At 64.6% G+C, this 24,686-nt stretch carries 27 protein-coding genes; 12 read left to right on the top strand and 15 right to left on the bottom strand.

Annotation, left to right across the window (positions count from 1 at the left end):
• The 7 genes from VGQ94_06925 to VGQ94_06895 form a co-directional block, all read left to right on the top strand.
• Positions 1–1,225, top strand: a 1,225-nt coding sequence (locus tag VGQ94_06925; GenBank protein ID HEV2022247.1) for a proton-conducting transporter membrane subunit, incomplete at its 5' end; no start/stop codon positions are given.
• A gap of 38 nt (positions 1,226–1,263) precedes the next feature.
• Positions 1,264–2,850, top strand: a complete 1,587-nt coding sequence (locus VGQ94_06920) for an NADH-quinone oxidoreductase subunit M (GenBank protein HEV2022246.1) — start codon at positions 1,264–1,266, stop codon at positions 2,848–2,850.
• Positions 2,851–4,410, top strand: a complete 1,560-nt coding sequence (locus tag VGQ94_06915; protein ID HEV2022245.1) for an NADH-quinone oxidoreductase subunit N — start codon at positions 2,851–2,853, stop codon at positions 4,408–4,410.
• A gap of 4 nt (positions 4,411–4,414) precedes the next feature.
• Positions 4,415–4,672, top strand: coding sequence for an AtpZ/AtpI family protein (locus tag VGQ94_06910; GenBank protein HEV2022244.1), 258 nt, complete (start codon positions 4,415–4,417; stop codon positions 4,670–4,672).
• Between the two features lie 61 nt (positions 4,673–4,733).
• The gene (locus VGQ94_06905) at positions 4,734–5,159 is read left to right on the top strand and encodes an ATP synthase subunit I (protein ID HEV2022243.1); all 426 of its coding nucleotides are present in this window, start codon (positions 4,734–4,736) and stop codon (positions 5,157–5,159) included.
• 23 nt (positions 5,160–5,182) lie between these two features.
• A complete protein-coding gene (gene atpB, locus VGQ94_06900) occupies positions 5,183–5,917 on the top strand; it encodes a F0F1 ATP synthase subunit A (GenBank protein HEV2022242.1) in 735 nt (244 codons plus the stop codon).
• Positions 5,918–6,013: 96 nt separating this feature from the next.
• Entirely contained in the window at positions 6,014–6,331 is a 318-nt protein-coding gene (locus VGQ94_06895) for an ATP synthase F0 subunit C (GenBank protein ID HEV2022241.1), read from the top strand.
• A gap of 70 nt (positions 6,332–6,401) precedes the next feature.
• Here the strand turns inward: VGQ94_06895 and VGQ94_06890 are convergent, their stop codons facing one another.
• The 12 genes from VGQ94_06890 to VGQ94_06835 are packed head-to-tail and all read right to left on the bottom strand — an operon-like array spanning position 6,402 to position 19,360.
• Positions 6,402–7,844 carry an NADH-quinone oxidoreductase subunit N gene (locus tag VGQ94_06890; GenBank protein ID HEV2022240.1) on the bottom strand — a complete coding sequence of 481 codons (1,443 nt, stop codon included), beginning with the start codon at positions 7,842–7,844 and terminating at the stop codon, positions 6,402–6,404.
• Positions 7,841–9,337, bottom strand: a complete 1,497-nt coding sequence (locus tag VGQ94_06885; GenBank protein ID HEV2022239.1) for an NADH-quinone oxidoreductase subunit M — start codon at positions 9,335–9,337, stop codon at positions 7,841–7,843. Before VGQ94_06885 ends, VGQ94_06890 begins: the two co-directional genes overlap by 4 nt.
• Entirely contained in the window at positions 9,334–11,274 is a 1,941-nt protein-coding gene (nuoL, locus tag VGQ94_06880) for an NADH-quinone oxidoreductase subunit L (GenBank protein HEV2022238.1), read from the bottom strand. The genes VGQ94_06885 and nuoL overlap by 4 nt, the downstream gene beginning before the upstream one ends.
• Positions 11,271–11,573, bottom strand: coding sequence for an NADH-quinone oxidoreductase subunit NuoK (gene nuoK, locus VGQ94_06875; protein HEV2022237.1), 303 nt, complete (start codon positions 11,571–11,573; stop codon positions 11,271–11,273). Before nuoK ends, nuoL begins: the two co-directional genes overlap by 4 nt.
• Positions 11,573–12,067, bottom strand: coding sequence for an NADH-quinone oxidoreductase subunit J (locus VGQ94_06870; protein ID HEV2022236.1), 495 nt, complete (start codon positions 12,065–12,067; stop codon positions 11,573–11,575). The genes nuoK and VGQ94_06870 overlap by 1 nt, the downstream gene beginning before the upstream one ends.
• Positions 12,067–13,101, bottom strand: a complete 1,035-nt coding sequence (nuoH, locus tag VGQ94_06865) for an NADH-quinone oxidoreductase subunit NuoH (protein HEV2022235.1) — start codon at positions 13,099–13,101, stop codon at positions 12,067–12,069. Before nuoH ends, VGQ94_06870 begins: the two co-directional genes overlap by 1 nt.
• Position 13,102: 1 nt before the next feature.
• Complete coding sequence (nuoG, locus tag VGQ94_06860; GenBank protein ID HEV2022234.1) at positions 13,103–15,454, bottom strand: NADH-quinone oxidoreductase subunit NuoG; 2,352 nt, start codon at positions 15,452–15,454, stop codon at positions 13,103–13,105.
• Between the two features lie 18 nt (positions 15,455–15,472).
• Positions 15,473–16,789 carry an NADH-quinone oxidoreductase subunit NuoF gene (gene nuoF, locus VGQ94_06855; protein ID HEV2022233.1) on the bottom strand — a complete coding sequence of 439 codons (1,317 nt, stop codon included), beginning with the start codon at positions 16,787–16,789 and terminating at the stop codon, positions 15,473–15,475.
• Positions 16,789–17,271 carry an NAD(P)H-dependent oxidoreductase subunit E gene (locus VGQ94_06850; GenBank protein ID HEV2022232.1) on the bottom strand — a complete coding sequence of 161 codons (483 nt, stop codon included), beginning with the start codon at positions 17,269–17,271 and terminating at the stop codon, positions 16,789–16,791. Before VGQ94_06850 ends, nuoF begins: the two co-directional genes overlap by 1 nt.
• On the bottom strand, positions 17,271–18,476 hold the full coding sequence (gene nuoD / locus VGQ94_06845; GenBank protein ID HEV2022231.1) for an NADH dehydrogenase (quinone) subunit D: 1,206 nt from the start codon (positions 18,474–18,476) through the stop codon (positions 17,271–17,273). Before nuoD ends, VGQ94_06850 begins: the two co-directional genes overlap by 1 nt.
• A 1-nt stretch (position 18,477) precedes the next feature.
• The gene (locus VGQ94_06840; protein ID HEV2022230.1) at positions 18,478–18,969 is read right to left on the bottom strand and encodes an NADH-quinone oxidoreductase subunit C; all 492 of its coding nucleotides are present in this window, start codon (positions 18,967–18,969) and stop codon (positions 18,478–18,480) included.
• Positions 18,970–18,973: 4 nt separating this feature from the next.
• Entirely contained in the window at positions 18,974–19,360 is a 387-nt protein-coding gene (locus VGQ94_06835) for an NADH-quinone oxidoreductase subunit A (GenBank protein ID HEV2022229.1), read from the bottom strand.
• A gap of 71 nt (positions 19,361–19,431) precedes the next feature.
• Between VGQ94_06835 and VGQ94_06830 the strand changes: the two genes are divergently transcribed.
• The 5 genes from VGQ94_06830 (at position 19,432) to VGQ94_06810 (ending at position 21,977) form a co-directional block, all read left to right on the top strand.
• Entirely contained in the window at positions 19,432–20,079 is a 648-nt protein-coding gene (locus VGQ94_06830) for a hypothetical protein (protein ID HEV2022228.1), read from the top strand.
• A 32-nt stretch (positions 20,080–20,111) separates the two neighbouring features.
• Positions 20,112–20,333 carry a sulfur carrier protein ThiS gene (gene thiS, locus VGQ94_06825; protein HEV2022227.1) on the top strand — a complete coding sequence of 74 codons (222 nt, stop codon included), beginning with the start codon at positions 20,112–20,114 and terminating at the stop codon, positions 20,331–20,333.
• 328 nt (positions 20,334–20,661) lie between these two features.
• Positions 20,662–21,069, top strand: coding sequence for a tetratricopeptide repeat protein (locus tag VGQ94_06820; protein ID HEV2022226.1), 408 nt, complete (start codon positions 20,662–20,664; stop codon positions 21,067–21,069).
• A 120-nt stretch (positions 21,070–21,189) separates the two neighbouring features.
• Positions 21,190–21,666 carry a MerR family transcriptional regulator gene (locus VGQ94_06815; GenBank protein ID HEV2022225.1) on the top strand — a complete coding sequence of 159 codons (477 nt, stop codon included), beginning with the start codon at positions 21,190–21,192 and terminating at the stop codon, positions 21,664–21,666.
• A gap of 41 nt (positions 21,667–21,707) precedes the next feature.
• Positions 21,708–21,977 (top strand): hypothetical protein, encoded by a 270-nt coding sequence (locus tag VGQ94_06810; GenBank protein ID HEV2022224.1) that lies wholly within the window; start codon positions 21,708–21,710, stop codon positions 21,975–21,977.
• 50 nt (positions 21,978–22,027) lie between these two features.
• Here VGQ94_06810 and ribB read toward each other — a convergent pair whose 3' ends face one another.
• From ribB to VGQ94_06795, 3 genes are all read right to left on the bottom strand, one after another.
• The gene (gene ribB, locus VGQ94_06805; protein ID HEV2022223.1) at positions 22,028–23,212 is read right to left on the bottom strand and encodes a 3,4-dihydroxy-2-butanone-4-phosphate synthase; all 1,185 of its coding nucleotides are present in this window, start codon (positions 23,210–23,212) and stop codon (positions 22,028–22,030) included.
• Positions 23,213–23,266: 54 nt separating this feature from the next.
• Complete coding sequence (locus VGQ94_06800; GenBank protein HEV2022222.1) at positions 23,267–24,304, bottom strand: anion permease; 1,038 nt, start codon at positions 24,302–24,304, stop codon at positions 23,267–23,269.
• Positions 24,305–24,311: 7 nt separating this feature from the next.
• Positions 24,312–24,686: DUF47 family protein (locus tag VGQ94_06795; GenBank protein ID HEV2022221.1), on the bottom strand; the 375-nt coding region annotated here is incomplete at its 5' end.

Raw genomic sequence — 24,686 nt, 5'->3', positions numbered from 1 at the left:
CGTGGGCGCCTCCACCGCCATCTTCGCCGCCCTCATCGGCCTGGTGCAGAACGACATCAAGCGCGTGCTCGCCTACTCCACCGTCTCCCAGCTCGGTTACATGTTCCTGGCCTGCGGCGTGGGCGCCTTCGCCGCCGGGGTATTTCACGTTTTCACCCACGCCTTCTTCAAGGCGCTGCTCTTCCTGGGAGCGGGCTCAGTGATCCACGCGCTCTCCGGCGAGCAGGACATGCGCAACATGGGGGCGCTGCGCAGGAAGATTCCGACGACCTACTGGACCATGATGATCGGCGCTCTGGCCATTGCCGGGGTGCCCGGGCTGGCTGGATTCTTCTCCAAGGACGAGATCCTGTGGCAGGCCTGGTCGTCGCAGCACGGCACCTACCGCTTCCTGTGGTATCTGGGCTTCATCACCGCGCTGATGACCGCCTTCTACATGTTCCGGCTCATCTACCTGACGTTCTTCGGCGAGTCGCGGGTGGCGCACGAGGTGGAGCACCACATCCACGAGTCGCCGCGCTCCATGACCCTGCCGCTCATCCTGCTGGCTCTGGGATCCATCTTTACCGGATACCTGGGCCTGCCGCGCAGCCTGGGCGGCGAGAACCGCTTCCAGCAGTTCCTGGCCCCGGTCTTCGCGCCCGGCGCCGAGGCGCTGCGGGCGGCAGAGACGACCACTTACCCGGGTGCACCCGTGGGCACCAAAGCGGCCGGAGAGGCCGGGGGCCACGAGAGCACGGAGTACATCCTGATGGGCGCTTCGGTGCTGGCGGCGCTCGCCGGGATCTTCTTTGCCTATAAGTCGTACGCCAAGGCACAGAAGGGCTACCGCGAGCCCATCGCGGTCGCGTCACCGCCCCTCTACGACGTGCTCTACAACAAGTTCTTCGTGGACGAGTTCTACAACACCGTCTTCACTGGCAGCCGGAGGTTCGGCGACAAGCGCCTGGGCGTGATGGGCGCCTCGGAATTCCTGGGCAACGTCGATCGCACGGTGATCGACGGAGGCGTGAACGGCGCGAGCTGGCTCACGCGCTTCGCTGGGCGAATGTCGAACGTATGGGATGCCTGGATCATTGACGGGCTATTGGTGAACGGCATCGCCATCTTCACCCGCACCCTCTCCTATCCCATGCGCCTGGTGCAGTGGGGCCAGTTGCAGTGGTACGCGCTGGTGATGGTGGTGGGGCTGGCGGGATTCGTTGCGTACTACGTGTGGCGATGAGGATTGACGAATTGAAAGGAAGAGCGACGGACTAGTCTATGTACAACCACATACTGTCCATCATCCTGTTCACGCCGTTGCTGGGCGCGCTGCTGCTGCTGTTCGTGCCCAAAGAGAACAAGAACGCCATCCGCTGGATCGCCAACCTGTTTGCGCTGGCGGGGCTGGTGGTCTCGCTGCCCCTGGTGCCCTGGTTCTGGGCGGTGAAGGGCCAGTCCGGCTTCCTGTTCAAAGAGGGCTCGCTCAACAACTGGATCCCCTCCATCGGCGCCAGCTACCTGCTGGGCATCGACGGCATCAGCTTCCTGCTCATCATGCTGACCACGCTCCTGGGCTTCATCTCCATCCTCTCCTCCTGGACCGCCATCGAGGAGCGGGTGAAGGAGTACTACATCTGGTTCCTCATCCTGCAGACGGGGATGCTGGGCGTCTTCATGTCGCTCGACTTCTTCCTCTTCTACGTCTTCTGGGAAGTGATGCTGGTTCCCATGTACCTGCTCATCGGCATCTGGGGCGGCCCGCGCAAGCTCTACGCCGCCATCAAGTTCTTCCTCTACACCCTGGTGGGCTCGGTGGCCATGCTGCTGGGCATCCTCTTCCTGTATTTCCACCACTACAAGCTGACGGGCATCTACACCTTCAGCGTGGAGGCGCTATATAAGACCGCGCCCCTCATTGAACCGGACAAAGCCGTCTGGGTCTTTCTGGGGTTCTTCCTGGCCTTCGCCATCAAGGTGCCGATGTTCCCCTTCCACACCTGGCTGCCGGACGCGCACACCGAGGCCCCGACCGCCGGCTCCGTGATCCTGGCCGGCGTTCTGCTGAAGATGGGAACGTACGGGCTCATCCGCTTCTCGCTGCCCCTGTTCCCGGCGATCGTACAGGACGAGATGATGCGTTCGGCCATGATGTGGCTCTCCATCATCGCCATCCTCTACGGGGCGCTGGTCACGCTGATGCAGAAGGACATGAAGCGGCTGATCGCTTACTCCTCGGTCAGCCACCTGGGCTTCTGCACCCTGGGCATCTTCGCGCTGAACCCGCTCGGCCTCTCCGGCTCGGTGCTGCAACAGATCAACCACGGGATCTCCACCGGAGCGCTGTTCTTGATCGTGGGCATCCTCTACGAGCGGCGGCACTCCCGCGAGATCTCTGAGTACGGCGGCATCTCCACCGTGATGCCGGTGTACGCCGCCATCACCCTCATCATGTTCATGTCGTCGCTGGGACTACCGCTGCTGAACGGCTTCATCGGCGAGTTCACCATCCTGCAAGGAACGTTCATGGAGAAGAGCATCGCCGGACACAGCGGGCTCTTCTGGACAGCGTGGGCCGTCGGTGGCGTGGTGCTGGGCGCGGCCTACCTGCTGTGGCTCTACCAGCGCGTCTTCTTCGGGCCGGTGACCAATCCCAAGAACGAGAAGCTGGCCGACCTGACGCCGCGCGAGCTGGCCACCTTGGTCCCACTGGTTGTTCTGGCGTTCGTCATCGGAATCTATCCCAAGCCCTTTTTCCAGATCCTGGAGCAGCCGGTGAACCAGATCGTGAAGACGGTGCGGCCGGACTATCCCGTGAACGCTCCTTCGCTGAGCGTGGCCGCGGCCGACGAGAAAGGGAAGCGCTAGATGATCTGGGGCGCAGCCAGCGGCGTTTTCACCAGCATGGAATACGTGCTGGCGCTGCCCATGTTGCTGCTGACCGTTTTCGCCCTGGCCATCCTGCTGCTCGACCTGATGCTGCCCGAAGAGTGGAAGTCGCTGAATGCCTGGGCGGCGCTGATGGGCCTGGTGTTCTCGGCGGTCGCCGTGTACCGCATCCAGATCGTGATGTCCGGGGTGGCGGCGGTCGAACTCCAGCGGAGCGGCATGGGACTGGCGGGTCTGCGCGCCTTCGGCGGCTCGCTGGTGGTGGATCCCTTCGCCATCTTCTTCTTCTACCTGTTTCTGGGGGCGGCGGCCATCTCCATCCTCATGTCGGTGCACTATCTGGAGGTCGAGAAGGAGCACCACGGCGAGTTCTACGCGCTCATCCTGTTCTCGGTGGTGGGGATGATGGCCATGGCCGCGGGTTACGACCTCATCCTGCTGTTCATCGGGCTGGAGCTGATGGCGCTCTCCACCTACATTCTGGTGGGATTCCTGCGGCGAGACCGCCGCTCCAACGAAGCCGCGCTCAAGTATCTGCTGCTGGGAGCCTTCTCTAGCGGCATCCTGGCCTATGGGCTCTCGCTGCTGTACGGATTGAGCGGCAGCACCAACCTGCAGGGGATCGCCTTCGCGCTGGGCCAAAAAGACCTGACCCACGACCCGGTCGCCATCCTGGCGCTGCTGACTACTTCTGCCGGACTGTTCTTCAAGATCGCCGCCGTGCCTTTCCACCAGTGGGCGCCGGACGCATACGAAGGCGCGCCCACCAGCATCACCGGATTTATGTCGGTAGCGGGAAAGTCGGCGGCCTGGGCGCTGCTGCTGCGCATCTTCCTCAACGGCCTCGGGCCGCTGCGTCCGCTGTACGTCCCCCTGCTGGTCTTCGTCGCCATCGCCACCATGACCGGCGGCAACCTGGCGGCGTTGACCCAGACCAACCTCAAGCGACTGTTCGCCTACTCCTCCATCGCCCACGTGGGATACATGCTGCTGGGTCTGATCGCGGGCTCGCCCACCCAGGTGAGTTGGACCGGCATCAAAGGCATCCTGGTTTATCTGCTGGTCTATCTGTTCATGAACCTGGGCGCGTTCGCGGTGATCACCTCGCTGCGACGGCAGAACATCATCGGCGACGAGTTGGACGACATCGCCGGACTTTTCTTCAAGGCGCCCACCTCGGCGCTGCTCATGCTGGCCTTCCTGCTCTCGCTCGCCGGCATCCCACCGCTGGCCGGTTTCTACGGAAAATATTTCATCTTCCTCTCGCTTATCGAGACCGGACACTACGCCCTGGCGATGCTGGCCGTAATCTACGTGGCGGTGGCCGCGTACTACTACCTGCGCATCGCCAACGCCATGTTCATGCGCCCGGCCGCCGACGCCGAGCCGGTCCGTATCGCGCCCGGCCTGGGACTGGCGCTGGCCATCACCGGCATCGCCAGCATCGGAATCGGCATCTATCCCGACCCCCTTCTACGGGCGGTGAACTGGTCGCTGCACATCGTCCAGACTCCCGCCGCAGCTACCCTGCTGCGCTAAGCCCATGCCCGAAGAGGAACCCAAGGCGACTCCGGGGGGCCCGGGGGACCCAGGAAAGAGCAAGAACTCGTGGGAGCAGGTTGCGCGTTATAGTCAGTTGGCCTTTGTGCTGCCCGCCGCCACCCTTGTAGGCTGGCTCGCCGGCGCGGCGTTGGACCGTTGGCTGCACACGGGATGGCTCTATCTTGTGGGGCTGATCGTCGGCATCGCTGCGGGGTTCGTTGAACTGATTCGCACCGTCACCTCGTCCGAAAACAAGTGATTCTAATGATTATGTAACTCGCTTATTAATAATCAGTTAGGAGAAGTTCCTCCAGTCTTTCATGAGTGTCGTCGAATCCACGCCGGCAGCCGAGGATTTCTACGCGGGGGCCTATGCGCGCATCCTGCGTTTCATGCTGGGGGTGGGGACGGTGGTGGCCCTGGCCCTAGAAATCGCGCTGGGATGGCGGGTGAGCCTGGGGTTTATGCTTGGCTGTGCCATCGCCAGCGTCAATTTCTACTGGCTGAAGCGCGTGGTCAGCGCGCTGGCCGATCGCTTGACCCAATCGGGCAGCAGAGAATCCAGCCGGGGAGTGGTGCTGCGCTTCCTGCTTCGCTATCTCCTGATCGCTCTTGGGGTCTATGTTATATTCAGGAGTTCTTCAGTGAGTTTGAACGGTCTTTTGGCGGGATTATTTTTGCCAGTAGCGGCTATCGGATGCGAGGCCGCGTATGAAGTGTACGTCGCGCTGCGGCGCGGAATCTAGGCTAGGCACCCAGCACCCGACCCATGCACGAGCAACTCTGGTTCACCGCGATCCTGAACAAGTACTTGGGCGGCGTGACCACGGCGCTGCTCGAGGCGCTGCACATCCATCCTCACGACCCCAGCGCCCCCATCCCCAACTACGTTGCCATGCAGGTGGTGGTCTTTGTGTTGTTGGTGGCGTTCTTCCTGTTCCTGCGATCGCGGTTGTCGATGCAGCGGCCGGGAGCCTGGCAGCACGTGGTCGAGGTGTTGCAGGAGTTCATCCAGAACCAAAGCCGCGAGATCATCGGACACCACAGCGAACATTACACGCCGTTTCTGATGACGCTCGGCCTGTTCATACTGGTTGCCAACCTGCTGGGGATGGTTCCGAGTTTCGAATCGCCGACCGCCAACCCTTCGGTGCCGCTGGGCTGCGCGGTGGTGGCCTTCGCCTATTACAACCTGCAGGGAGTCTTCAGCCAGGGACTGCTGCACTATGCGTTGCACTTCACCGGCCCGATCTGGTGGCTGGCCTGGCTGATGCTGCCCATCGAGATCATCAGCCACTCGGCGCGCGTGCTCTCACTCACCATCCGCCTGTTTGCCAACATCTTCGCCGGGGACATGGTGACCCTGGTCTTCTTCTCCCTGGTTCCCATCGGGATCCCGGTGGTATTTCTGGCGTTGCACATGGGCGTGTCGTTCCTGCAGTCTTATATTTTTGTTTTGCTGACGACGGTGTATCTATCGGGAGCCGTCGCTCAGGAGCATTGATCCGGCTTCATGAGTGTTGTGCCGCGAGTGTGAGGGCGTCTGCACGAGGATGGCGCCAACCACCCCCTGGCGGCGATTCTTACAAGGAGAGAAAACATGCGTAAAATGACGTTCGTGTTTCTGACGCTGGGGACGGTGCTGGTGGCCGTGCCCGCGTTCGCGCAAGAGATGAGCGGAAGAGGCGGTCCTTCCGACGCGGCCTGGGTGGCGATTACCGCTGGATTCGCCATGGCCATAGCCTCCGCGGGCTGCGCTATGGCCCAGGGGAAGGCCACGGCGGCGGCGGCGGAAGGCCTGGCGCGCAATCCGGCAGCCCGTCCTGGGATTCAGCTCGCGCTGATCCTGGGCTTGGCGCTGATCGAGTCGCTGGCCCTCTACACGCTGGTGATCATCTTCGCCAAGGTAAAGACTTAGCCAATCCGTCCGAATCCCAGCCTCCGCACCCCTTCTCGGGTGGCGGAGGCTTTCTTTTGGGAGCAGGAGCTCAGCGCAACAGGTCGCTGGCGGCGCGGAAAGCGTAGTCCAGCACCGTGCCGGGCAGGATGCCCAGCCAGAGCGTGGCCAAGGCGCACACGGCGATTGCCGTGGTCATGGCGGTCGAGACCGGGGACAGGGGAGCGTCCTCGCGCGGCTCGCGCATGTACATCACCACCAGCACGCGCAGGTAGTAGTAGGCGGCGATGGCGCTGTTGATGACTGCCAGGATGGTCAGCCCCACCAGGTTCGATTGGAAGGCGGCGGTGAAGACGTAGAACTTGGCGAAGAAGCCTCCGGTGATGGGAATCCCGATCAGCGAAAGCAAGAAGATGGAGAGCGCGGCGGCCAGCGCCGGAGAGCGGCGGCCGAGTCCGGCATAGTCGTCCAGGGTGACGTAGCGCTCGCCGGCGCGCGCGAAATAGGTGATGACCGCGAACGCCCCCACATTCATCGCTCCATAGGCCGCGACGTAGAAGATGGCGGCGGAAACGCCCGCCTGGCGCGCCGCCGCGAAGGCCACCAGAACGTATCCGGCGTGGGCGATGGAGGAATAGGCCAGCATGCGCTTGATATTGGTCTGGACCAGCGCGCCCAGGTTGCCCAGCGTCATGGTGAGCGCGGCGGAGACCCACACCAGCCAGAACCATCCCGGAGCATTGGCGGCGAAGAGAATGCGCAGCAGCACGGCGAAGGCCGCTGCCTTGGGCGCAGTGGACATCAGCGCCACCACCGGTGCCGGCGCGCCTTCATAGACGTCCGGAGTCCAGACGTGGAAGGGCGCGGAGGCCACCTTGAATCCCAGGCCCACGAACAGGAACGCCACGGCCACATAGGCCAGCGGCGGCGTGTGCGGCGGGTGCAACGCCGCGGCCAAAGCATAGATGCTAGTGGTGCCGGTGGCCCCGAACATCAGCGCCACGCCGTAGAGGAAAAAGGCGGTGGCAAAGGAGCCCAGCAGGAAGTACTTCAGCGAGGCTTCGGCGCTGGCCGCCACGCGCCGCCGGAATCCGGCCAGGACGTAGGTGGAGATGGAGGAAATCTCCAGCGCGATGAAGATGAGCACCAGTTCCACCGCGGAGGACATCAGCACCATGCCCACCGTGCCCAGCAGGACGAGTCCGTAGAACTCGCCGCCGTGGATCTCCTGCACGTCCAGGTAGTCGAGCGAAGCCAGGATGACCAGCGCCGCCAGCAGCGTGATCAAGACGTGGAAGAAGATGCTGAAGGAATCCACGCGCACCATCCCGAAGAATGCCGGGCCGGGATAATAGACCTGATGGGCGCCGGCGGCGGCGGCCAGGAGCGTCCCCAGGAAAGCCAGCCAGCCCAGCGGACGACGGCTGGCGCGCTTCGGCAGCAGCGGGTCGATCAGCATCACCGCCATGCCGAAGACGGTAAGCACAATCTCGGGCAGGATGCGGATGTAGTCTTCGCTGGGAATCGGGGTCATCGTAGGACCGCCTGCGAGATTGCTTGTGCCACCGGGAGCGCCGCGCGTACCGCCGGGTCGATGGCCTGCATCCACCAGGGCGAGGCGACGCCCATCACCAGCGCGAGTCCTGCCAGCGGCCACAACGCCAGGCGCTCGCGCCCGTCGAGGTCGGCCAGAGCCGCGTTGGCTGGGTTCTTCACTACGCCGAAAAAGACGCGCTGGCACATCCACAGCATGTAGCAGGCGCTCCAGATGACTCCCGTCGCCGCCAGCACGCCATAGAGCGGCCGCGCCTGGAAGGCTCCGGAGAGCACCAGGAACTCTCCTACGAATCCGTTGAGCAGCGGCAGCCCGATGGACGACAGCGTGATTAGCAGGAAGAAGGTGGCGTACGCCGGCATGGGCGTGGCCAGTCCGCCGAAGTCCGTGATCTCGAAGGTGTGGCGACGGTCGTAGATCATCCCCGCCAACATGAACAGCGCGCCGGTGGAGACGCCGTGGCTCAACATCAGGTAGACGGCGCCGTCGGTGCCCATCTGGGTGAAGCTGAAGATGCCCAGTACCACGAATCCCATGTGGCTGACCGAGGAGTAGGCGATCAGCTTCTTCAGATTGGGTTGCACCATGGCGACCAGGGCGCCGTAGATGATCCCGATAATGGCCAGCGCGATGATCCAGGGAGCGTGGTAGCGGGCCTGCTCGGGGAAGAGGGTGACGTTGAAGCGCAGCAAGCCGTAGGTCCCCATCTTCAGCAGGACAGCCGCCAGCAGCACCGAGCCGGCGGTGGGGGCTTCGACGTGCGCGTCGGGCAGCCAGGTGTGCAGCGGGAACAGCGGCACCTTGACGGCGAAGGCGATGAAGAATCCCAGGAAGAGCCAGCGCGCCGCGTTCCAGGAGAGCGCGAGACGGCCGCTGGCGAGGGCCGATTGGATGGTAACGAAGTCGAAGCTGCCAACCTGGGCGTAGATCCACAGGATGGCGGCCAGCATGAACACCGAGGCAATCACGGTAAAGAGGAAGAACTTCACTGCGGCATAGACGCGCCGCTCGTGGCCGTACATCCCGATCAGGAGCGCCATGGGGACGAGCGTGGCCTCCCAGAAGAAATAGAAGAGGAAGAGGTCCAAGGCCACGAAGACGCCGAGCATGGCCGTCTCCAGCACCAGCAGCAGGATGAAGAACTCCTTCACCCGCTCGTGTACCGACTTCCAGGAAATGAGCACGCTGAGCGGGACCAGGAACGCCGTCATCACCACCAGCCACAGCGAGATGCCGTCCACGCCCAGGTGGAAGTGGATGTTGGGGCTCGCGATCCAGGCGTGGTCCACCTCCAACTGGAAGCCGGAGCGGTTCTCGAACCGGAGCGGCAGCAGCAGGGAAGCGCCAAAGGTGAGGAGCGAAACTCCGAGCGCGAACCAGCGGAGGAGCGAGTCGCGCCGCGGCAGAAGCGCGAGCGCCAGGGCGCCCGCCAGCGGCAGGAAGACGACCATCGTCAGCAGGCCGACGCTCATCGTGCACCCACCCAGACGAGATAGGCCAGCACCAGCGCTGCTCCCGCGGCTACCCATCCGGCATAGGAACGAACGCTGCCGGACTGCATGTGGCGGAGTGTGTCGGAGACTTTGCGGACATCGCCGGCGGCGTGGTTCACGGTGCCGTCAATGAGGCCTGCGTCCACGCCTCGCCACAGCAGGCGCCTCGAGCCCTCCACCAGCGGCTGCACGAATAGGGCGTTGCAGCCTTCGTCCACGTAATACTTGTTGGCGACCGCGGTGTATATCCCGCCGAAGGCCGCGGCGATCTTCTCCGGCAGGTCACGGCGTTTGTGGTAGAGCAGCCAGGCGAAGAAAAATCCCAGTGCCGCCGCGCCCACCGAGGCCGCGGTGAGCATCCGTTCCGTTACTACTTCTGCCGCTGCCGCCGCGCCTTCGTGCTCCATGCCTGCAGGCGCGGCGACCACCGGCGCCAGGAAGCGCTCGAAGTGATTTTCTCCGCCGAGCGAGTGCGGAACGCCGACGTAACCTCCCACCACCGACAGCACCGCCAGAATCACGAGCGGCGCCAGCATGACCTTCGGGCTCTCGTGGGGATGGCGGTCGTGCGGGCCGCGGGACTCGCCGAAAAAGGTCAGGAACCACAGTCGGAACATATAAAAGGATGTCAGCCCGGCGGTCCCAACGCCCACCGCCCAGAAGATCCAGCTCCCGTAGGGGCTCGACCATGCTCGCCACAGGATCTCGTCCTTGCTGAAAAAGCCCGAGAGCATGGGGAAGCCGGCGATGGCAAAGGTGGCGGCGGTCATGGTCCAGAAGGTCCAGGGGATGTGTTTGCGCAGGCCGCCCATGTTGCGCATGTCCTGCTCGCCCCCCAGGGCGTGGATCACCGAGCCCGCGGCCAAAAAGAGCAGCGCCTTAAAGAAGGCGTGGGTCATCAGGTGGAAGATGGCGGCGGAATACGCAGCCACGCCGCAGGCCAGGAACATGTAGCCGAGTTGCGAGATGGTGGAATAGGCCAGGACGCGCTTGATGTCGTTCTGCGCCATGCCGATGGTGGCGGCGAAGAGCGCGGTCAGGCAGCCGACTACAGCCACCACAGTGAGCGCCTCCGGCGAGCGGCTGAAGATGGGATTCGACCGCGCCACCATGTACACCCCGGCCGTGACCATGGTGGCGGCGTGAATGAGCGCCGAGACCGGCGTGGGGCCTTCCATTGCGTCCGGCAGCCAGACGTAGAGCGGGAGCTGCGCGGACTTGCCGCAGGCTCCCAACATCAGCAGCAACGCGATCGCGGTCAGCAGTCCTGGCGCGCTCTCGATGCCGAGGCGAGAAACGGCCGGGAAGACCTCCGCGAAGTTCAGCGAACCACAGGTCCGGATCAGCAGGAAGAGCGCGACGAGGAAGCCGAAGTCGCCGATGCGGTTCACGATGAAGGCCTTCTTGCCGGCGGCGGCGGCCGAGTCCTTCTGGAACCAGAAGCCGATCAGCAGGTACGAAGCCAGCCCCACGCCTTCCCAGCCCACGAACATCAGCAGGTAGTTATCGGCCAGCACCAGCGTGAGCATGAAGAACATGAACAGGTTCAGGTAGGCGAAAAAGCGGTAGTAGCCGCCTTCATGCTCCATGTAGCCGATGGAGTAGATGTGGATGAGAAAGCCGACGCCGGTGACCACCAGCGCCATCACCAGCGAGAGCGGGTCGAGGTAGAAGCCGAAGTTGGCGACGAAGCCGCCGGCGGTGATCCAGGGCGAGTGCTCCTCGATGTGCGGGATCTGGGTGAGATGGCTAAACTGCGATGCCACCCAGAGCGTCCAGGCGAAGGCGGCGCCGACGAAGGCGATGCCCACGAGCGCCACGGCGCGCTTCGGCCAACGGCGTCCAAAGAGGCCGTTCAGCGCCGCGCCGACCAACGGCAGCACCGGGATCAGCCACAAGTTGAGGTTCGGCGTCATAGTTTCAGCAGGTTCACGCGGTCCACGTTCAACGTCTGCCGGGTGCGGAAGACGGCGATGATGATGGCCAGTCCCACGGCCGCCTCCGCCGCCGCCACCACCATCACAAAGAAGACAAAGACGTGGCCGCTCAGCGCGCCCCAGTGCGCGGCGAAGGCCACGAACGACAGGTTCACGGCGTTCAGCATCAGCTCGATGGACATGAATAGGGTGATGATGTTGCGCTTCACCAAAAAGCCGGTGACGCCCAGCCCGAACAGGATGGCGCTGAGGACGAGATAGTAGGAGAGCGGGACCATCAGTCCTCCTTCCTTGCCAGCACTACCGCGCCCATGATGGCAATGAGGATGAGCACCGAGGTGACCTCAAAGGGCAAGAGGAAGCCGCGGAAGACCAGGTAGCCGATGGCTTCGGTGCTGCCTACGAACTCTCCCAGCTTGAGGCTTGCGGAGCCGCTCGAGCGGACCACGGCCCACGCCGCCAGCCCCACCAGCACAGCCACCGCCGGGTATCCCAGCACGGCGGCCACGCGGCTGCCGCCCGAGCGCTCTTCCTCCCCCGCGTTGAGCAGCATGATGACGAAGATGAACAGCACCATGATGGCGCCGGCGTACACGATCACCTGGATGGCGGCCACGAACTCCGCCCCCAGCAGCAGGTAGAGCACCGCCAGCGAGCCCATCACCACGATCAGCGAGAGCGCGCTGTTGATGGGATGGCGCTGGACCAGCAGGTTCAGCGCTCCCGCCACGCAGACAGCCGCGAAGAAGAAGAACAGGATCTGATGGAGCATTACGTTCCCACCGCCACCACAAAGCTGGTGATCAGGATGTTGGCGATGGCCAGTGGCAGCAGCACCTTCCAGCCGAAGGCCATCAGTTGGTCATAGCGGAAGCGCGGCAGCGTCCCGCGCACCCAGATGTACAGAAACAGGAAGAAGAAGACTTTGAGCACGAACCAGAAGAGCGGCAGCGCCATGCGCACCGGCCCGGGACCGAACACCGGCCCATGCCATCCTCCCAGGAAGACGGTGGTGGCCACGCAGGCCACCGTGACCATGTTGGTGTACTCGGCCATGAAGAACATGGCGAACTTCATGGAGCTGTACTCGGTGTGGTATCCGGCGACCAGCTCGGTCTCGCCCTCGGGGAGGTCGAAGGGGATGCGGTTGGTCTCAGCGAAGGCGGCGGCCAGATAGATGAAGAACGCCACCGCTTGCCCGCCGCCGATGACGTTCCACTGCCAAGGCCACTCGCCCTGATGGTTGACGATCTCGCGCAGGCTGAGGCTGCCGGTCAGGATGAGCACGCCCACCAGCGAAAGGCCCAGGGAAAGCTCGTAGCTCACCATCTGCGCGCAGGCCCGCAGCGCGCCCAGCAGCGAGTACTTGCTGTTCGACGACCAGCCGGCCAACGCGATTCCGTACACGCCGATGGAGGTCACGCCCAGCAACACCAGCAGCGCGATGTTGACGTCGGCGATTTGAAGCTGCACCGGAACCCCGCGCACGGTGATGGACTCGCCGATGGGGATCACCGAAATGGAGGTGAGCGCCAGCCCGACCGCGAGGATGGGCGCGGCGATATAGAGCGGCTGGTACGCTCCGCTCAAGCTGATGTCTTCCTTCAGCAGAAGCTTCACGCCGTCGGCCAGCGGTTGCAGCAGGCCGAAGGGTCCCACGCGCGTCGGCCCCCAGCGGTTCTGGATGTGGCCGACGACTTTGCGCTCCAGCCACACCGTGTAGGCCACCGCTGTCAGCAACACCCCGAGCAGGACCGCGCTCTTGACGACCGTGATGGCGACGAATGTGAACCAGTCGTTCTGCATCCTAGTCGGCTGCAGCGGGCTTTTCCGCCGGGATCCTGCGACTCTCCAGAACCGAATTCAGCGCGCGCGAGTAGCGCCCCAGCGTGCCCGAGGTGAAGAGCGTATCTCCGGACGGGACGATGGAATCCGCGCCGCCGCTGCGCCCGACCTCCGCCGGAATGCCGGTGTGCACTTCGTTGCCCGCGGCCAGGTTGGTACGCGAGACGTCGTAGCCGGGGACCAGGCGCTGGATCTCGTCGAGCAGCGCCATGGGATCGAAGGGGCTGACCTTGGGCTCCAGGTTGTGCGCGCGCAGCCAGATGTCGTGGCGGTCGGCTTCGCCCGACTGCACCCCGCGCGACTGTCCCTGGTCCGCGCGTTCCGCACCGCCGAAGGGCACCAGCCGCCGCGGATCGAATCCCATGCGGTCGGCGATGCGCACGATGATCTCCAAGTCCGCCTTTACCCCGGAGAAGTCGCCGGCCTTGGTCAGCATTTGCAGGTCACCGCAGGTGTTGGTGAACGTCCCTGACTTCTCGTAGGCGCAGGCCGCGGGCAGCACCACGTCAGCGTTGGCGGCGGTCTCCGTCAGGAAGAGGTCTTGAACGACGACGAAGGTCTTCGAGAGCGCAAAGGGATCCACGCCGAAGCGGCTGACCGGATTCGAGCCCACAACGTAAAGACCCTTGAGCTTGCCTTCGGCAGCGGCGGCAATCATCTGGCGCAGGTCCATTCCCGGCTCGGAAGGGAGCGGCGCGCGCCACTCGGCGGCGAAGTGTCCGCCGCCCGCGACCGACGTGTAACCGGGCAGCAAGTCCGGATAAAGACCCATATCCGCCGCGCCGCGGGAGTTGGCGTAGTCGCCCAGGCAGATGAGCTTTGCGCCTGGGATCGCGGCGCCGAAGCGAGCCAGTGACGTCACGTCGTCGCCACGCAGCTCGGAGCCGAAGATGATGACCAGGTTCTGCTCGCCGCGCAGCTTGTCGCGCATGGTCTTCAGAGCCTCGGCGGAGGCGCCGAGCGCGGAGGCAGCGCTTTCGTCTCCCGCAAGAAAGGCCGCTACTTTACCTTCCGCGTCTGCGGGGACTTGAGCAAACATCGTCGCCTGCCGCCGCAACTTAATCTCTGCCGAATTGACCACGTACAGCCGGGCGCGGCGCAGGCGCACGTTGGTGCGGATGTTCCAGGCGAGCAGGGGATGCTGCTCCGTAGGGTCGCTGCCGATGAGCAGAATCGCCGGCGCCTGGGCCACGTCGCGCATGCCGGCGGTGGCGTCCGGCTTGCCGGCGAGCGCGTGGGCAAAGGCAGGGAAGTCGGCGGTGCGGTGGTGATCGATGTTATTCGTCTGGAGCACCACGCGCGCGAACTTCTGCAGCAGGTAGTTTTCCTCGTTGGTGGTGCGGGTGGAGCCGAGGACGCCCAAAGCCTTGCCGCCGTCGGCGTCGCGGATCTCGCGGAAGCGATTCCCAGCCGCTTCCAGCGCTTCCTCCCAGGAGACGGGGGTCAGGCGTCCGTGCTTGCGCACGAGGGGCTGCCGAAGGCGGTCGTCGTGATGGGCGAAGTCGAACGCATAGCGGCCCTTGACGCAGAGGAAGTCGCCATTGATGCCGCTCTTGTCGCGGTTGTCGCCGCGGACGATCTGCGCGCCGCCCTCGGCGCGGCGAACGCCCAGCGTGGTCTTGCAGCCGTCGCCGCAGTGGGTGCAGATGGTGCCCGTGTGATTCATCTCCCAGGGGCGGGTCTTGTAGCGATAGGCGCCGGAAGTAAGAGCGCCCACCGGGCAGATGTCGATGCACATGCCGCACTCTTCGCACTCCAGGTGGTCTTCCTTGTTGGGAGCGATGACGGAGGTGGCGCCGCGGCCCTGCACGCCCAGCGCCCACACGTCCATGCCTTCGCCGCAGACGCGCACGCAGCGGTAGCACAGGATGCAGCGCGGCCGGTCGAAGAACACCACCGGCGACCACTGCTGTTCCTCCTTGTGCAGCTTGCCCTCCATGTAGCGCGATTCCGCCGCGCCGTACTTGAAGGTCATGTCCTGCAGCTCGCACTCGCCGCCCGCGTCGCACACTGGGCAGTCCAGCGGATGATTGCCCAGCAGCAACTCGAGCATGGACTTGCGCGCCTGCGTCACCTTCTCGCTCGCGGTCGTCACCACCATGCCTTCGGTGATGGGGACGGTGCACGCGGTCGCCATCTTGGACATCTTCTCGATCTCGACCAGGCACATCCGGCACGCCGCCTGCAGCGACAGCCCGGGGTAGTAGCAGAACGACGGCACCTCGATGCCCACGTGCTTGCAGGCTTCGATGAGCAGCGTCCCCGCGGGCGCGGTGACCTCCTTGCCGTCAACGGTGATGGTTACGTCAGGCATTTCACTTGATTCCCGATCTCATCGCATCACCGGCAACTGTTCCACTGAAGCCGGCTCATACGGACACGGGCGGCCTTCCAAATGGTCTTCGAACTCGCTACGGAAGTTTTTGACGATGGAGATGATCGGCATCGCTGCCGCGTCGCCCAGCGGGCAGAAGGTCCGCCCCAGCATGTTCTCGGCCAGGTACTGGATGTTGTCGATGTCCTTCTTCAGCCCGCCGCCCGCGTGGAAGCGGATGAGCGTCTTCTTCAGCCAGTCGGTGCCTTCGCGGCAGGGGATGCACCAGCCGCAGCTCTCGTGAGCGTAGAAGCGCATCACCCTCTGGGCGAACTTCACCATGCAGGTCTCCTCGTCGAGCACCACCACGCCGCCCGAGCCCAGGAAGGTCTGTATCTTCATCAGTGAGTCGAAGTCCATGGCGACATCGATCTCGTCGGCTTTGAGCAGCGGGGTGGAGGAGCCGCCGGGCACCACCGCCTTCAGCTTGCGGCCGTGGCGGATGCCGCCGCCCACGTCGTAGATCATCTTCTTGAGGTTGTAGCCCAGCGGCAGTTCATAGACGCCCGGGCGGTTGACGTGCCCGCTGAGGCAGAACAGGCGCGTGCCGCCGTTCTTGGGTGTGCCCAGGCCGGCATACCACTCGCCTCCGCCCAGGATCACGTGCGGGGCGCTGGCCAGCGTCTCGCAGTTGTTGATGACCGTGGGCCCGCCGTACAAGCCGACCACCGCCGGGAAGGGAGGCCGGATGCGCGGGATGCCGCGCTTGCCTTCGAGCGATTCCATCAGCGCCGACTCCTCGCCCACCTCGTAGGCGCCGGCGCCGGTGTGCGCGGCGCACTCGAAGTCGTAGCCGCTGCCCAAGATGTTCTTGCCGAGGAAGCCCTTGGCGTAAGCCTCGGCGATGGCCTTCTCCATGATGTCCACCAAGTAGCGGTACTCGCCGCGGATGTAGATGTACCCCTGGTGCGAGCCCACGGCGATGCCGGCGATGATTACGCCCTCGAGCACCGCGTGCGGGTCGTGCTCGAAGATGAGCCGGTCCTTGCAGGTGCCGGGCTCGCTCTCGTCCCCGTTGCACAGGATGTACTTGGGTTTGGGCGACTCCTTGGGCACGAACGACCATTTCATTCCCGCCGGGAAGCCCGCGCCGCCCCGCCCGCGCAGGTTGGACTTCTTCATCTCGTCGATGATCTTGTCCGGGCCCATCTCCAGCGCCGCCTTGACGGCCTTGTAGCCGTCAAGCTCCAGGTAGCGGTCGATGGCCGCCGCGCCCTGCCCGAAGCGCTTGCTGACCACCTTGACCTCGTCGGGATGGGAGACTAGGTCTGCCATTACTGTTTTGCCTTGATGGCGTAGCCTTCCAGGATATTGTCCACGGTTTCGGGCGTCAGCTTCTCGTGGTAGTCGTAGTTGACCTGCATGGCCGGGGCCCAGGAACAGGCGCCGATGCACTCGACTTCTTCCAGTGAGAACAGGCCATCCGCCGTGGTCTGCTTGTGGCCGACGCCGAGCTTCTTCTGGCAGTGTTCGTAGATCTCCTCCGCGCCGCGGAGCATGCAACTGATGTTGGTGCACACCTGGACGTTGAACTTGCCGCGCGGCTTGGTGGTGAGCATGGAGTAGTAACTGACCACGTTGCGGATCTCCAGCTCGGTCAGGTCGACCTTGTGCGCGATATAGGCGATGGCTTCGTCGGAGAGGTAGCCAAGCTCGTCCTGGGTGTAGAGCAGCATGGGGACAAGGAACGACCGCCGGATGGGATAGTTCCGCATCTTCTCGTCGAAGAACTTGTCGAGTTGTTCGGAGACAACCATCAGCGATCAATCTCTCCCAAAACGATGTCAATGCTCCCGATGGCTGCCACCACATCCGCGATTAGGCGGTTCTGGCACATGTGCGGCAGCGCCTGCAGGTTGGCGAACGAGGGCGAGCGCATGTGGACGCGGTAGGGCTTGGCGGTGCCGTCCGAGACCACGTAGTAGCCCATCTCGCCCCGCGGCGACTCCACCGCCTGATACACCTCGCCCGCGGGCACGGTGAAGCCCTCGGTGACGATCTTGAAGTGGTAGATGAGCGCTTCCATCTGCGTCTTCATCTTCTCGCGTTCGGGCAGGACGACCTTGGGCGCGTCGGCCTTCCCCGGCCCTTCGGGCATGCCGGCCAGTGCCTGCAGCACGATCCCGATGGACTCGCGCATCTCCTGCACCCGCACCAGGTATCGGGCATAGACGTCGCCCTCGTGCCTGACCGGGACGTGGAAGCGGAACTTGTCGTAGCTAGAGTAGGGCATGTCGCGGCGCAGGTCGTAGTCCACGCCGCTGGCGCGCAGCGAGGGCCCGCTCACGCCCATGGCGACGGCGTCTTCGGCGGAAATGTGCGCGACGCCGCGGGTGCGGTCCTTCCAGATGCGGTTCTCCGTGAGCAGGCTCTCGTACTCGTCCACGTGCGCGGGGAAGCGATCGGCGAACTTCTTCACCACCTCGAAGAAGCCCAGGGGCGGCTCCAGCGCCAGGCCTCCCACGCGGAAGTAGGAGGTCATCATGCGCTGGCCGCTGACCATCTCGAAGATGCGCAGCACGTCCTCGCGCTCCCGGAAGCAGTAGAGGAAGACGGACATGGCGCCGATGTCGATGGCATGCGTCCCCAGCCACACCAGGTGGGAGTTGATGCGCGTGAGCTCGTTGAGCAGCACCCGCATCCACTGCGCCCGCGGCGGGATCTCCAGCCCCAGCAGCTTCTCCACCGCCAGCACGTAGCACAGGTTGTTGGTCATGGGACACAGGTAGTCGATGCGGTCGGTGAGCACCACCACCTGCTGGTAGAACTTGGCCTCGCAGGTCTTCTCGATCCCGGTGTGCAGGTAGCCGATGTCGGGGACCAGGCGCACCACATTCTCGCCTTCGACTTCCAGCACCAGACGCAGCACTCCGTGGGTGGAGGGATGCTGCGGCCCCATGTTCAGGATCATCACGCCTTCCTGCGTGGGGTCGAGGGCGGGGGTCGGGATCAGGTGGGACATGTCAGCGGTATCCCTCGACGGGGTAGTCCTTGCGCAGCGGGTGGCCCTCCCAGTCCTCGGGCATGAGCAGACGGCGCAGGTTGGGATGCCCCTGGAAGCGCATGCCGAAGAGGTCAAAGACTTCGCGCTCGAAGAAGTCGGCGGCGGGCCAGACCGAGGTTACCGATTCCAGGCTGGCGTCGCCGCCCGCCAGGCGCACCTTCAGTCGCAATCGCTCTTTCCGCGGGATGGAGAGCAGGTGATAGACCACCTCGAAGCGCGGCTCGGTGGGATGCCAATCCACGCAAGTCACATCGGCCAGGAAGTTGAAGTGGAGGTCGGACTTCAGCAGGGAGCAGGCTTCGCGCAGGTGGGCGCGTTCGATCCAAAGCGTGAGCTCGCCGCGGTCGAACTTGCCGGCCGTGACCGCGTCAGGCAGCGCACTGCGCAGCAGTGCGATGGGGGCGCGCTCCTGGAGCGCTTCCAAGTCGATGATCGCGGGGTCGAGGGACATGGGTTCAGGATTCGCCTCGCTCGAAGGCCCAGTCCAGTACCCCTTTCTTCCATATATAGAGGAAGCCCACCAGGATCACCGCGATGTACACCAGCATCTCGTAGAAGCCGAACATCCCCAGCTCGCGGAAGGCCACCGCCCAGGGGTAGAGGAAGACCACTTCCACGTCGAACAGGATGAAGAGCATGCCCACCAGGTAGAACTTCACCGAAAAGCGGCCGCGGGCGTCGCCCGTGGGGGTCATGCCGCACTCATAGGGCTGGGACTTGACCCGGCTGGGGCGGCGCCAACCCAGGAGGGCGGAAAGGGCCACCATGCCGCCCGCAATCCCCAGTGCCATCAGCAGGTGCACCAGCAACGGCAGGTAGCGAGCGAAGTAGTTGTCGGGCATGGAAGAGCGTGTATATAATGCGCGCCAACAGCGGGTTTCGCGCGTTTCGACTATAGATTTCACTCTGTGGAGTGTCAAGACGCGAAACCCGGAGGCAAGGCACGGACCGACGCGCTCCCCGCGCCTTCGAAACCATGATTTTTGGCTTCAACACCGACACCAAGGTCGGCGACACCATCTACCACGTGCAGAGCGAGGCGCGGCAGAACGACCTCCTACTGCAGACGCAGGTGTTCGTGCGCGGGCAGTGCATCGGCAAGCGCGCCTCTTCCTACGCCGACCAGGCCGTCCACCCCGGCTTCACCGATGAGCAGATGCACGAGTTGCTCAAGACGCAGCATCGCATGGTGCTCGACGCGGTCCGGGGCGGAAAGATGGAGGGCACGGTCGGCCACAACCTGGAGATCCAGGACACCAATGGCCAGGGCCTGGCCATCCGCTGGGTGAACTCCGATTCGGTCTATGCCGAGAGCACCGTGGTGATGAAGCTCGTGGTCACGGACAGCGGGGCGACCGTGGAGGGCGCGCAGCTCACCTCGCGCCTGGCCCTCTCCAACGATGCGCCCATCTACTCCCAGACCTCGACCGACTCGAGCGGCGCCGCGGAGATGAAGCTGGTGCTCGACGAGGCGGCGCTGCGCGAGGCCGCCATCCTGGTGCAGGCCCAGCACGGGGACAAGTCCGCCACCCGCAAGTTCCGCCTGCGCAAGGCCAGCTAACCCGCGGCACAGTCCCGGTACAATCTAAAGACATGAAGCTCCAGGTCAACGGGGAAGAACACGCGTTTTCCGCCGGGCTCACCCTGGCCGCGCTGGTCGAGCAGTTGGGCATGCGGGCGGACCGGGTGGCGGTGGAGCTGAACCGCGCCATCGTCGCCCGCGAGCGCTGGCCCGCTACCGAATTGCGCGAGGGCGATCGCCTGGAGATCGTCCACTTCGTCGGGGGCGGTTTGCTCCCCTTCGGGTTGGAGTAAACGTATGCGGTGGTTTTTCGTTCTAGCCGCGACTGGGACCCTTCTGGCCCTTCAATCCCAGCAGTCCACGCCAGCTCCTTCCGCGCCGGCCGTCCAGCCGCAGCCCAGCCCCTCCCAGCCCTGTCGAGAAGACCGGTCCGTCGATGAATATCTGGCGGAGCTGAACAAGGCGAAAAAGCAGCGCAACAAGAGCCCGCTTCCAAACAGCGTATGCATCGCGGGCTGGTGCAAGGGCTCCGGCGCAGGGAGGCCGGATCCGCGGCAGCTGCCGACATCTCATCCGCCGCAATCCTCGGGTGAAAGTCGAACCGGGGCGAGTTCCAGCAAGGTGGCCACGGAGCGGGCTGCGACGTACGACCCCATCCTTGCTGCACAGAGTGTCGAGGTCGGCGACTACTACTTCAGTCAGAAAAACTATCGCGCGGCGCTGAGCCGCTATCAGGAAGCTCTCGAGTCCAAGCCGGACGATGCCGCGATCTATCTAAGGCTGGGGCGCGCCTTCGACAAACTCGGCGAGGCCACGCGCGCCTTTGAGAACTACGATGCCAGCCTGGCGGCCGATCCCGGCGGCCCTTCCGCCGACGAAGCCCGCAAGAGCGTGGAGCGGCTCCGCCCGGAAGTGGAAAAGGGCGGCGACGACTCTGGCGCCATCTCGGCGCGCAACCGCGCCCGCATCGTGCCCCGCTGCCGGGTCGCGCCCCCTGCGCCCGCCGCTTCCCCGAGTTCTCCCCGCTAGCCCGCCCCGTATCGTTCCAGGTTCCTCCCATCTGCGAAATTCCCTTGACAGTCAACATCTTGCGCCTAGAATGTTTCAAACATTTTCCGCAATCTTTGTTTGAAACAAGACTGGGGCCAAATGAAGCGAAGCTTCTCTTCGAAGGAAGTGGTGGGGCTGACGGGCATCACGCCGCGGCAACTGCAGTGGTGGGACGAGCGCGGCATCGTGGTGCCGGCGCGCACCGGCCGCCGCCGGCTCTACTCCGTCGACGACCTGGCGGAGATCGCGGTCATCGTGGAGATGCGCCGCAAGGGCTTCTCGCTGCAGCGGATGCGCAAGATCATGCGCTTCCTGGAGCGCGAGTTCAGCCGCCGCCTGGTGGACACCGTGCGCCGCGGCTCCGACTACCACCTGCTCACCGACGGAAAGCACATCTTCCTGGAAGATTCCGCCAAGCGGGTGGTGGACGTGCTCAAGAACTGCCGCCAGCCGGTCTTCAGCATCTGCCTGAGCGACATGGTGCGGCAGGTGCACGCCGACATCCGCGGCTGGAGGAAGAAAGCGCAGCAATCGGTGACGTCGGCCGCCCGCGGGCGGCAACGGAGGCCGGCATGAGCGAGCAGGCGAAACCGCAGCTTCGCAAAACGGGAGGTCCCATGGCCATGGTGCAGGAGCTCAACATCCTGAGCGAATGGATCCCGGAACAGATGCAGCCGGGGACCATCTTCGTGCTGGAGAACGCGGGCGAGGTGGGCGAAGACGACGACCCTTACTGGGCGGTGCTCTCCTGCCCCTCGTGCGGCACGCTGGGGCTCATCACCCGGCGGCAGATCGCGGGGCTCATTCCTGTGATCTGCGGTTCGCGCGAGTGTCCGGCGCAGTTTCTCATCAAAGACAGCGATATCGTTCCCAAGAAGCCCAACTAAGGCAGGGCGCGCCCTGCGCCCTCTGTTTTTCTATTGTTAATTGCTGCTTCTCAGAATTCTCGCATCGCCGGCCGGGAGGCGGGCACGGGCACCTGCTCGACGATCTCGATGTCGAAGCCTTCCAGGGCGGCGACCTTGCGGGGATGGTTGGTGAGCAGGCGGATGGCGTGGATGTTCAGGTCGGCGAGGATCTGCGCGCCGATGCCCACCTCGCGCTGTGTCTTGCGCTGATGGTCGGGGAGTGAGGGCTCACGCACCTCGCGGTGGAAGGCGAGGACGGACTGCTCTCCCGCGCGCTCTACCGAAAAGCCCTTGGAAGTCTGGTGCAGGTAGATAAGCGCGCCGCGGCCCTCGCGGGCGATGCGCTCCAGGCTGCGCTCGATCATGGCGTGGCAATCGCACCAGGTGGCGCCGAAGACATCGCCCACCAGGCAGTGCGAGTGCATGCGTATCAGGACAGGGTCGGCGGCCGCCTGCTGGGCGTCTTCCGTGGGCATCTCGCCCCGCACCAGCGCGACGTGGGATTCGCCATCCACCTCGCTCTCGTAGGCGATCATGCGAAACTCGCCGAAGGGGGTGGGCAACAGCGCTTCGCCCACGCGGCGGACGTACCGCTCCTTGCGCATGCGGTAGCGGATGACCTCGGCCACGGTCAGCATCTTCAGGCCGTGCTGGGTGCAGAACTCGATGAGCTGCGGCACGCGCGCCATGGTGCCGTCCTCGTTCATGATCTCGCAGATGACCCCGGCGGGCAGCAGGCCCGCCAGCCGCGCCAGGTCCACGGAAGCCTCGGTCTGGCCGGCGCGCACCAGGACTCCGCCCTTGCGCGCGCGCAACGGAAAGACGTGTCCGGGACGCGACAGATCCGAGGGTCGGGTCGCCGGGTCGATGGCCACCCGGATGGTTTGGGCGCGGTCGTAGGCGGAGATGCCGGTCGTGACGCCCTCGCGGGCGTCCACGGCCTCGCAGAAGGCGGTGCCGTATTGCGAGGTGTTCTCCGCAGTCATGGGGCCGATGCGCAGGTGGTCGAGGCGCTCTTCCGTCAGCGCCAGGCACACCAGTCCGCGGCCGAACTTGGCCATGAAGTTGATGGCCTCGGGGCTGGCCTTCTCGGCGGCGAGCGTCAGGTCGCCCTCGTTCTCGCGGTCCTCGTCGTCCACGACCACGATCATGCGGCCGGCGCGGATCTCCTCCAGCGCGGTTTCGACGTCCGTGAAGGGACTTGGGGCGCTCATGGGAATCGCACCGATTGTAGCAAAAATGGTGCAGCCGGCTCGCTGACCAGGATTCTAGGCAGCGGGATGGAAGAAGCGGATGAGCCAGAAGGTGAGGGCAGCGACGGTGGCGGAGGCGGGGATGGTGAACAGCCAGGCCCAGACGATGCGCTGGGCCACGCCCCAGCGCACCGCCGACAAGCGGTGCGTGGCGCCCACGCCGACAATGGCGCCGGTAATGGTGTGGGTGGTGCTGACCGGAATCCCCGCCAGGGCCGTGCCGAACAGGGTGATGGCGCCGGCGGTTTCCGCGCAGAAGCCGCCCACGGGCTTGAGCTTGGTGATCTTGGAGCCCATGGTATGCACGATGCGCCATCCTCCAAAGTAGGTGCCCAGCGCAATCGCCAGGTGCGCGGAGAGGATGATCGGCCACTTGTAGGGTCCCCAGTCCGCCTGCATCTGCTCTTGGGTGATGATGCCGCCGGTGAACAATGCGCCGGCGATGATGCCCATGGTCTTCTGAGCGTCGTTCCCGCCGTGGCCCAGGCTGTAGGCGGCGGCGGAGAGCAGCTGCAGGCGGCGGAACCAGTTGTCCACCGTGCGCGGGGCGCTGTTGCGGAAAATCCAGGAGACGGCGACCATCATGCCCAGGCCGATGACCAGGCCCATCAGGGGTGCGAGGACGATGAAGATCAGCGTCTTGTACCAGCCCGCCGGGATGATGACGCCGAGCGTCCAGGCCTTGGCGATGGCGGCGCCCGCATAGCCCCCGATCAGGGCGTGGGAGGAGGAGGTGGGCAGGCCCCACCACCAGGTCAGTAGATCCCAGACGATGGCTCCGAACAGGCCGGAGAGCACCACGTACTGGTTGACGTAGTGCAGGTCCACCATGCCCTTGCCGATGGTCTTGGCCACGGCCGTGCCCAGTACGAAGGCGGCGGCAAAGTTGAAGAAGGCCGCCCAAAGGACCGCGATCTTGGGGGAGAGCACGCGGGTGGAAACCACGGTGGCGATGCTATTGGCGGCGTCGTGGAAGCCGTTGATGAAGTCGAAGCCCAGTGCCACCGCTACCGTCAGGATGAGCAGCCACTGTTCGGGGGTCAGGGCAGGCATGGGAGTCTCAGGCGCTCTTGAGCACGACGCTTTCCAGGACGTTGGCCACGTCCTCGGCCTTGTCGCTGGCGGTCTCCAGGAACTCGTAGAGTTCCTTGAGCTTGATGAGGGCGATGGGGTCCTTCTCCTGCTCGAAGAGACGGGCCAGGGCATCGCGCGCCACCCGGTCGGCTTCGTTCTCCAGGCGGTTGATTTCCACGCAGTAGTCCAGCACGTGGTCGTGCTTCTCCAGCAGCGAGACCGCCTTGGCGATTTGCTCGCACTGGCGGATGACCAGGTCCGCAAGGTCTCCGGCGGCGCTGGGGGCGCTCGTGATCTTGTACATCACTAGGCGCTCGCCAGCGGCGTTCAGGGAGTCGAGCACATCGTCCATGCTGGAGGC

It is taken from the genome of Terriglobales bacterium, assembly GCA_035937135.1.
Taxonomy (GTDB): domain Bacteria; phylum Acidobacteriota; class Terriglobia; order Terriglobales; family Acidobacteriaceae; genus DASYVL01.
This window is presented reverse-complemented; position numbering and strand designations above follow the sequence as displayed.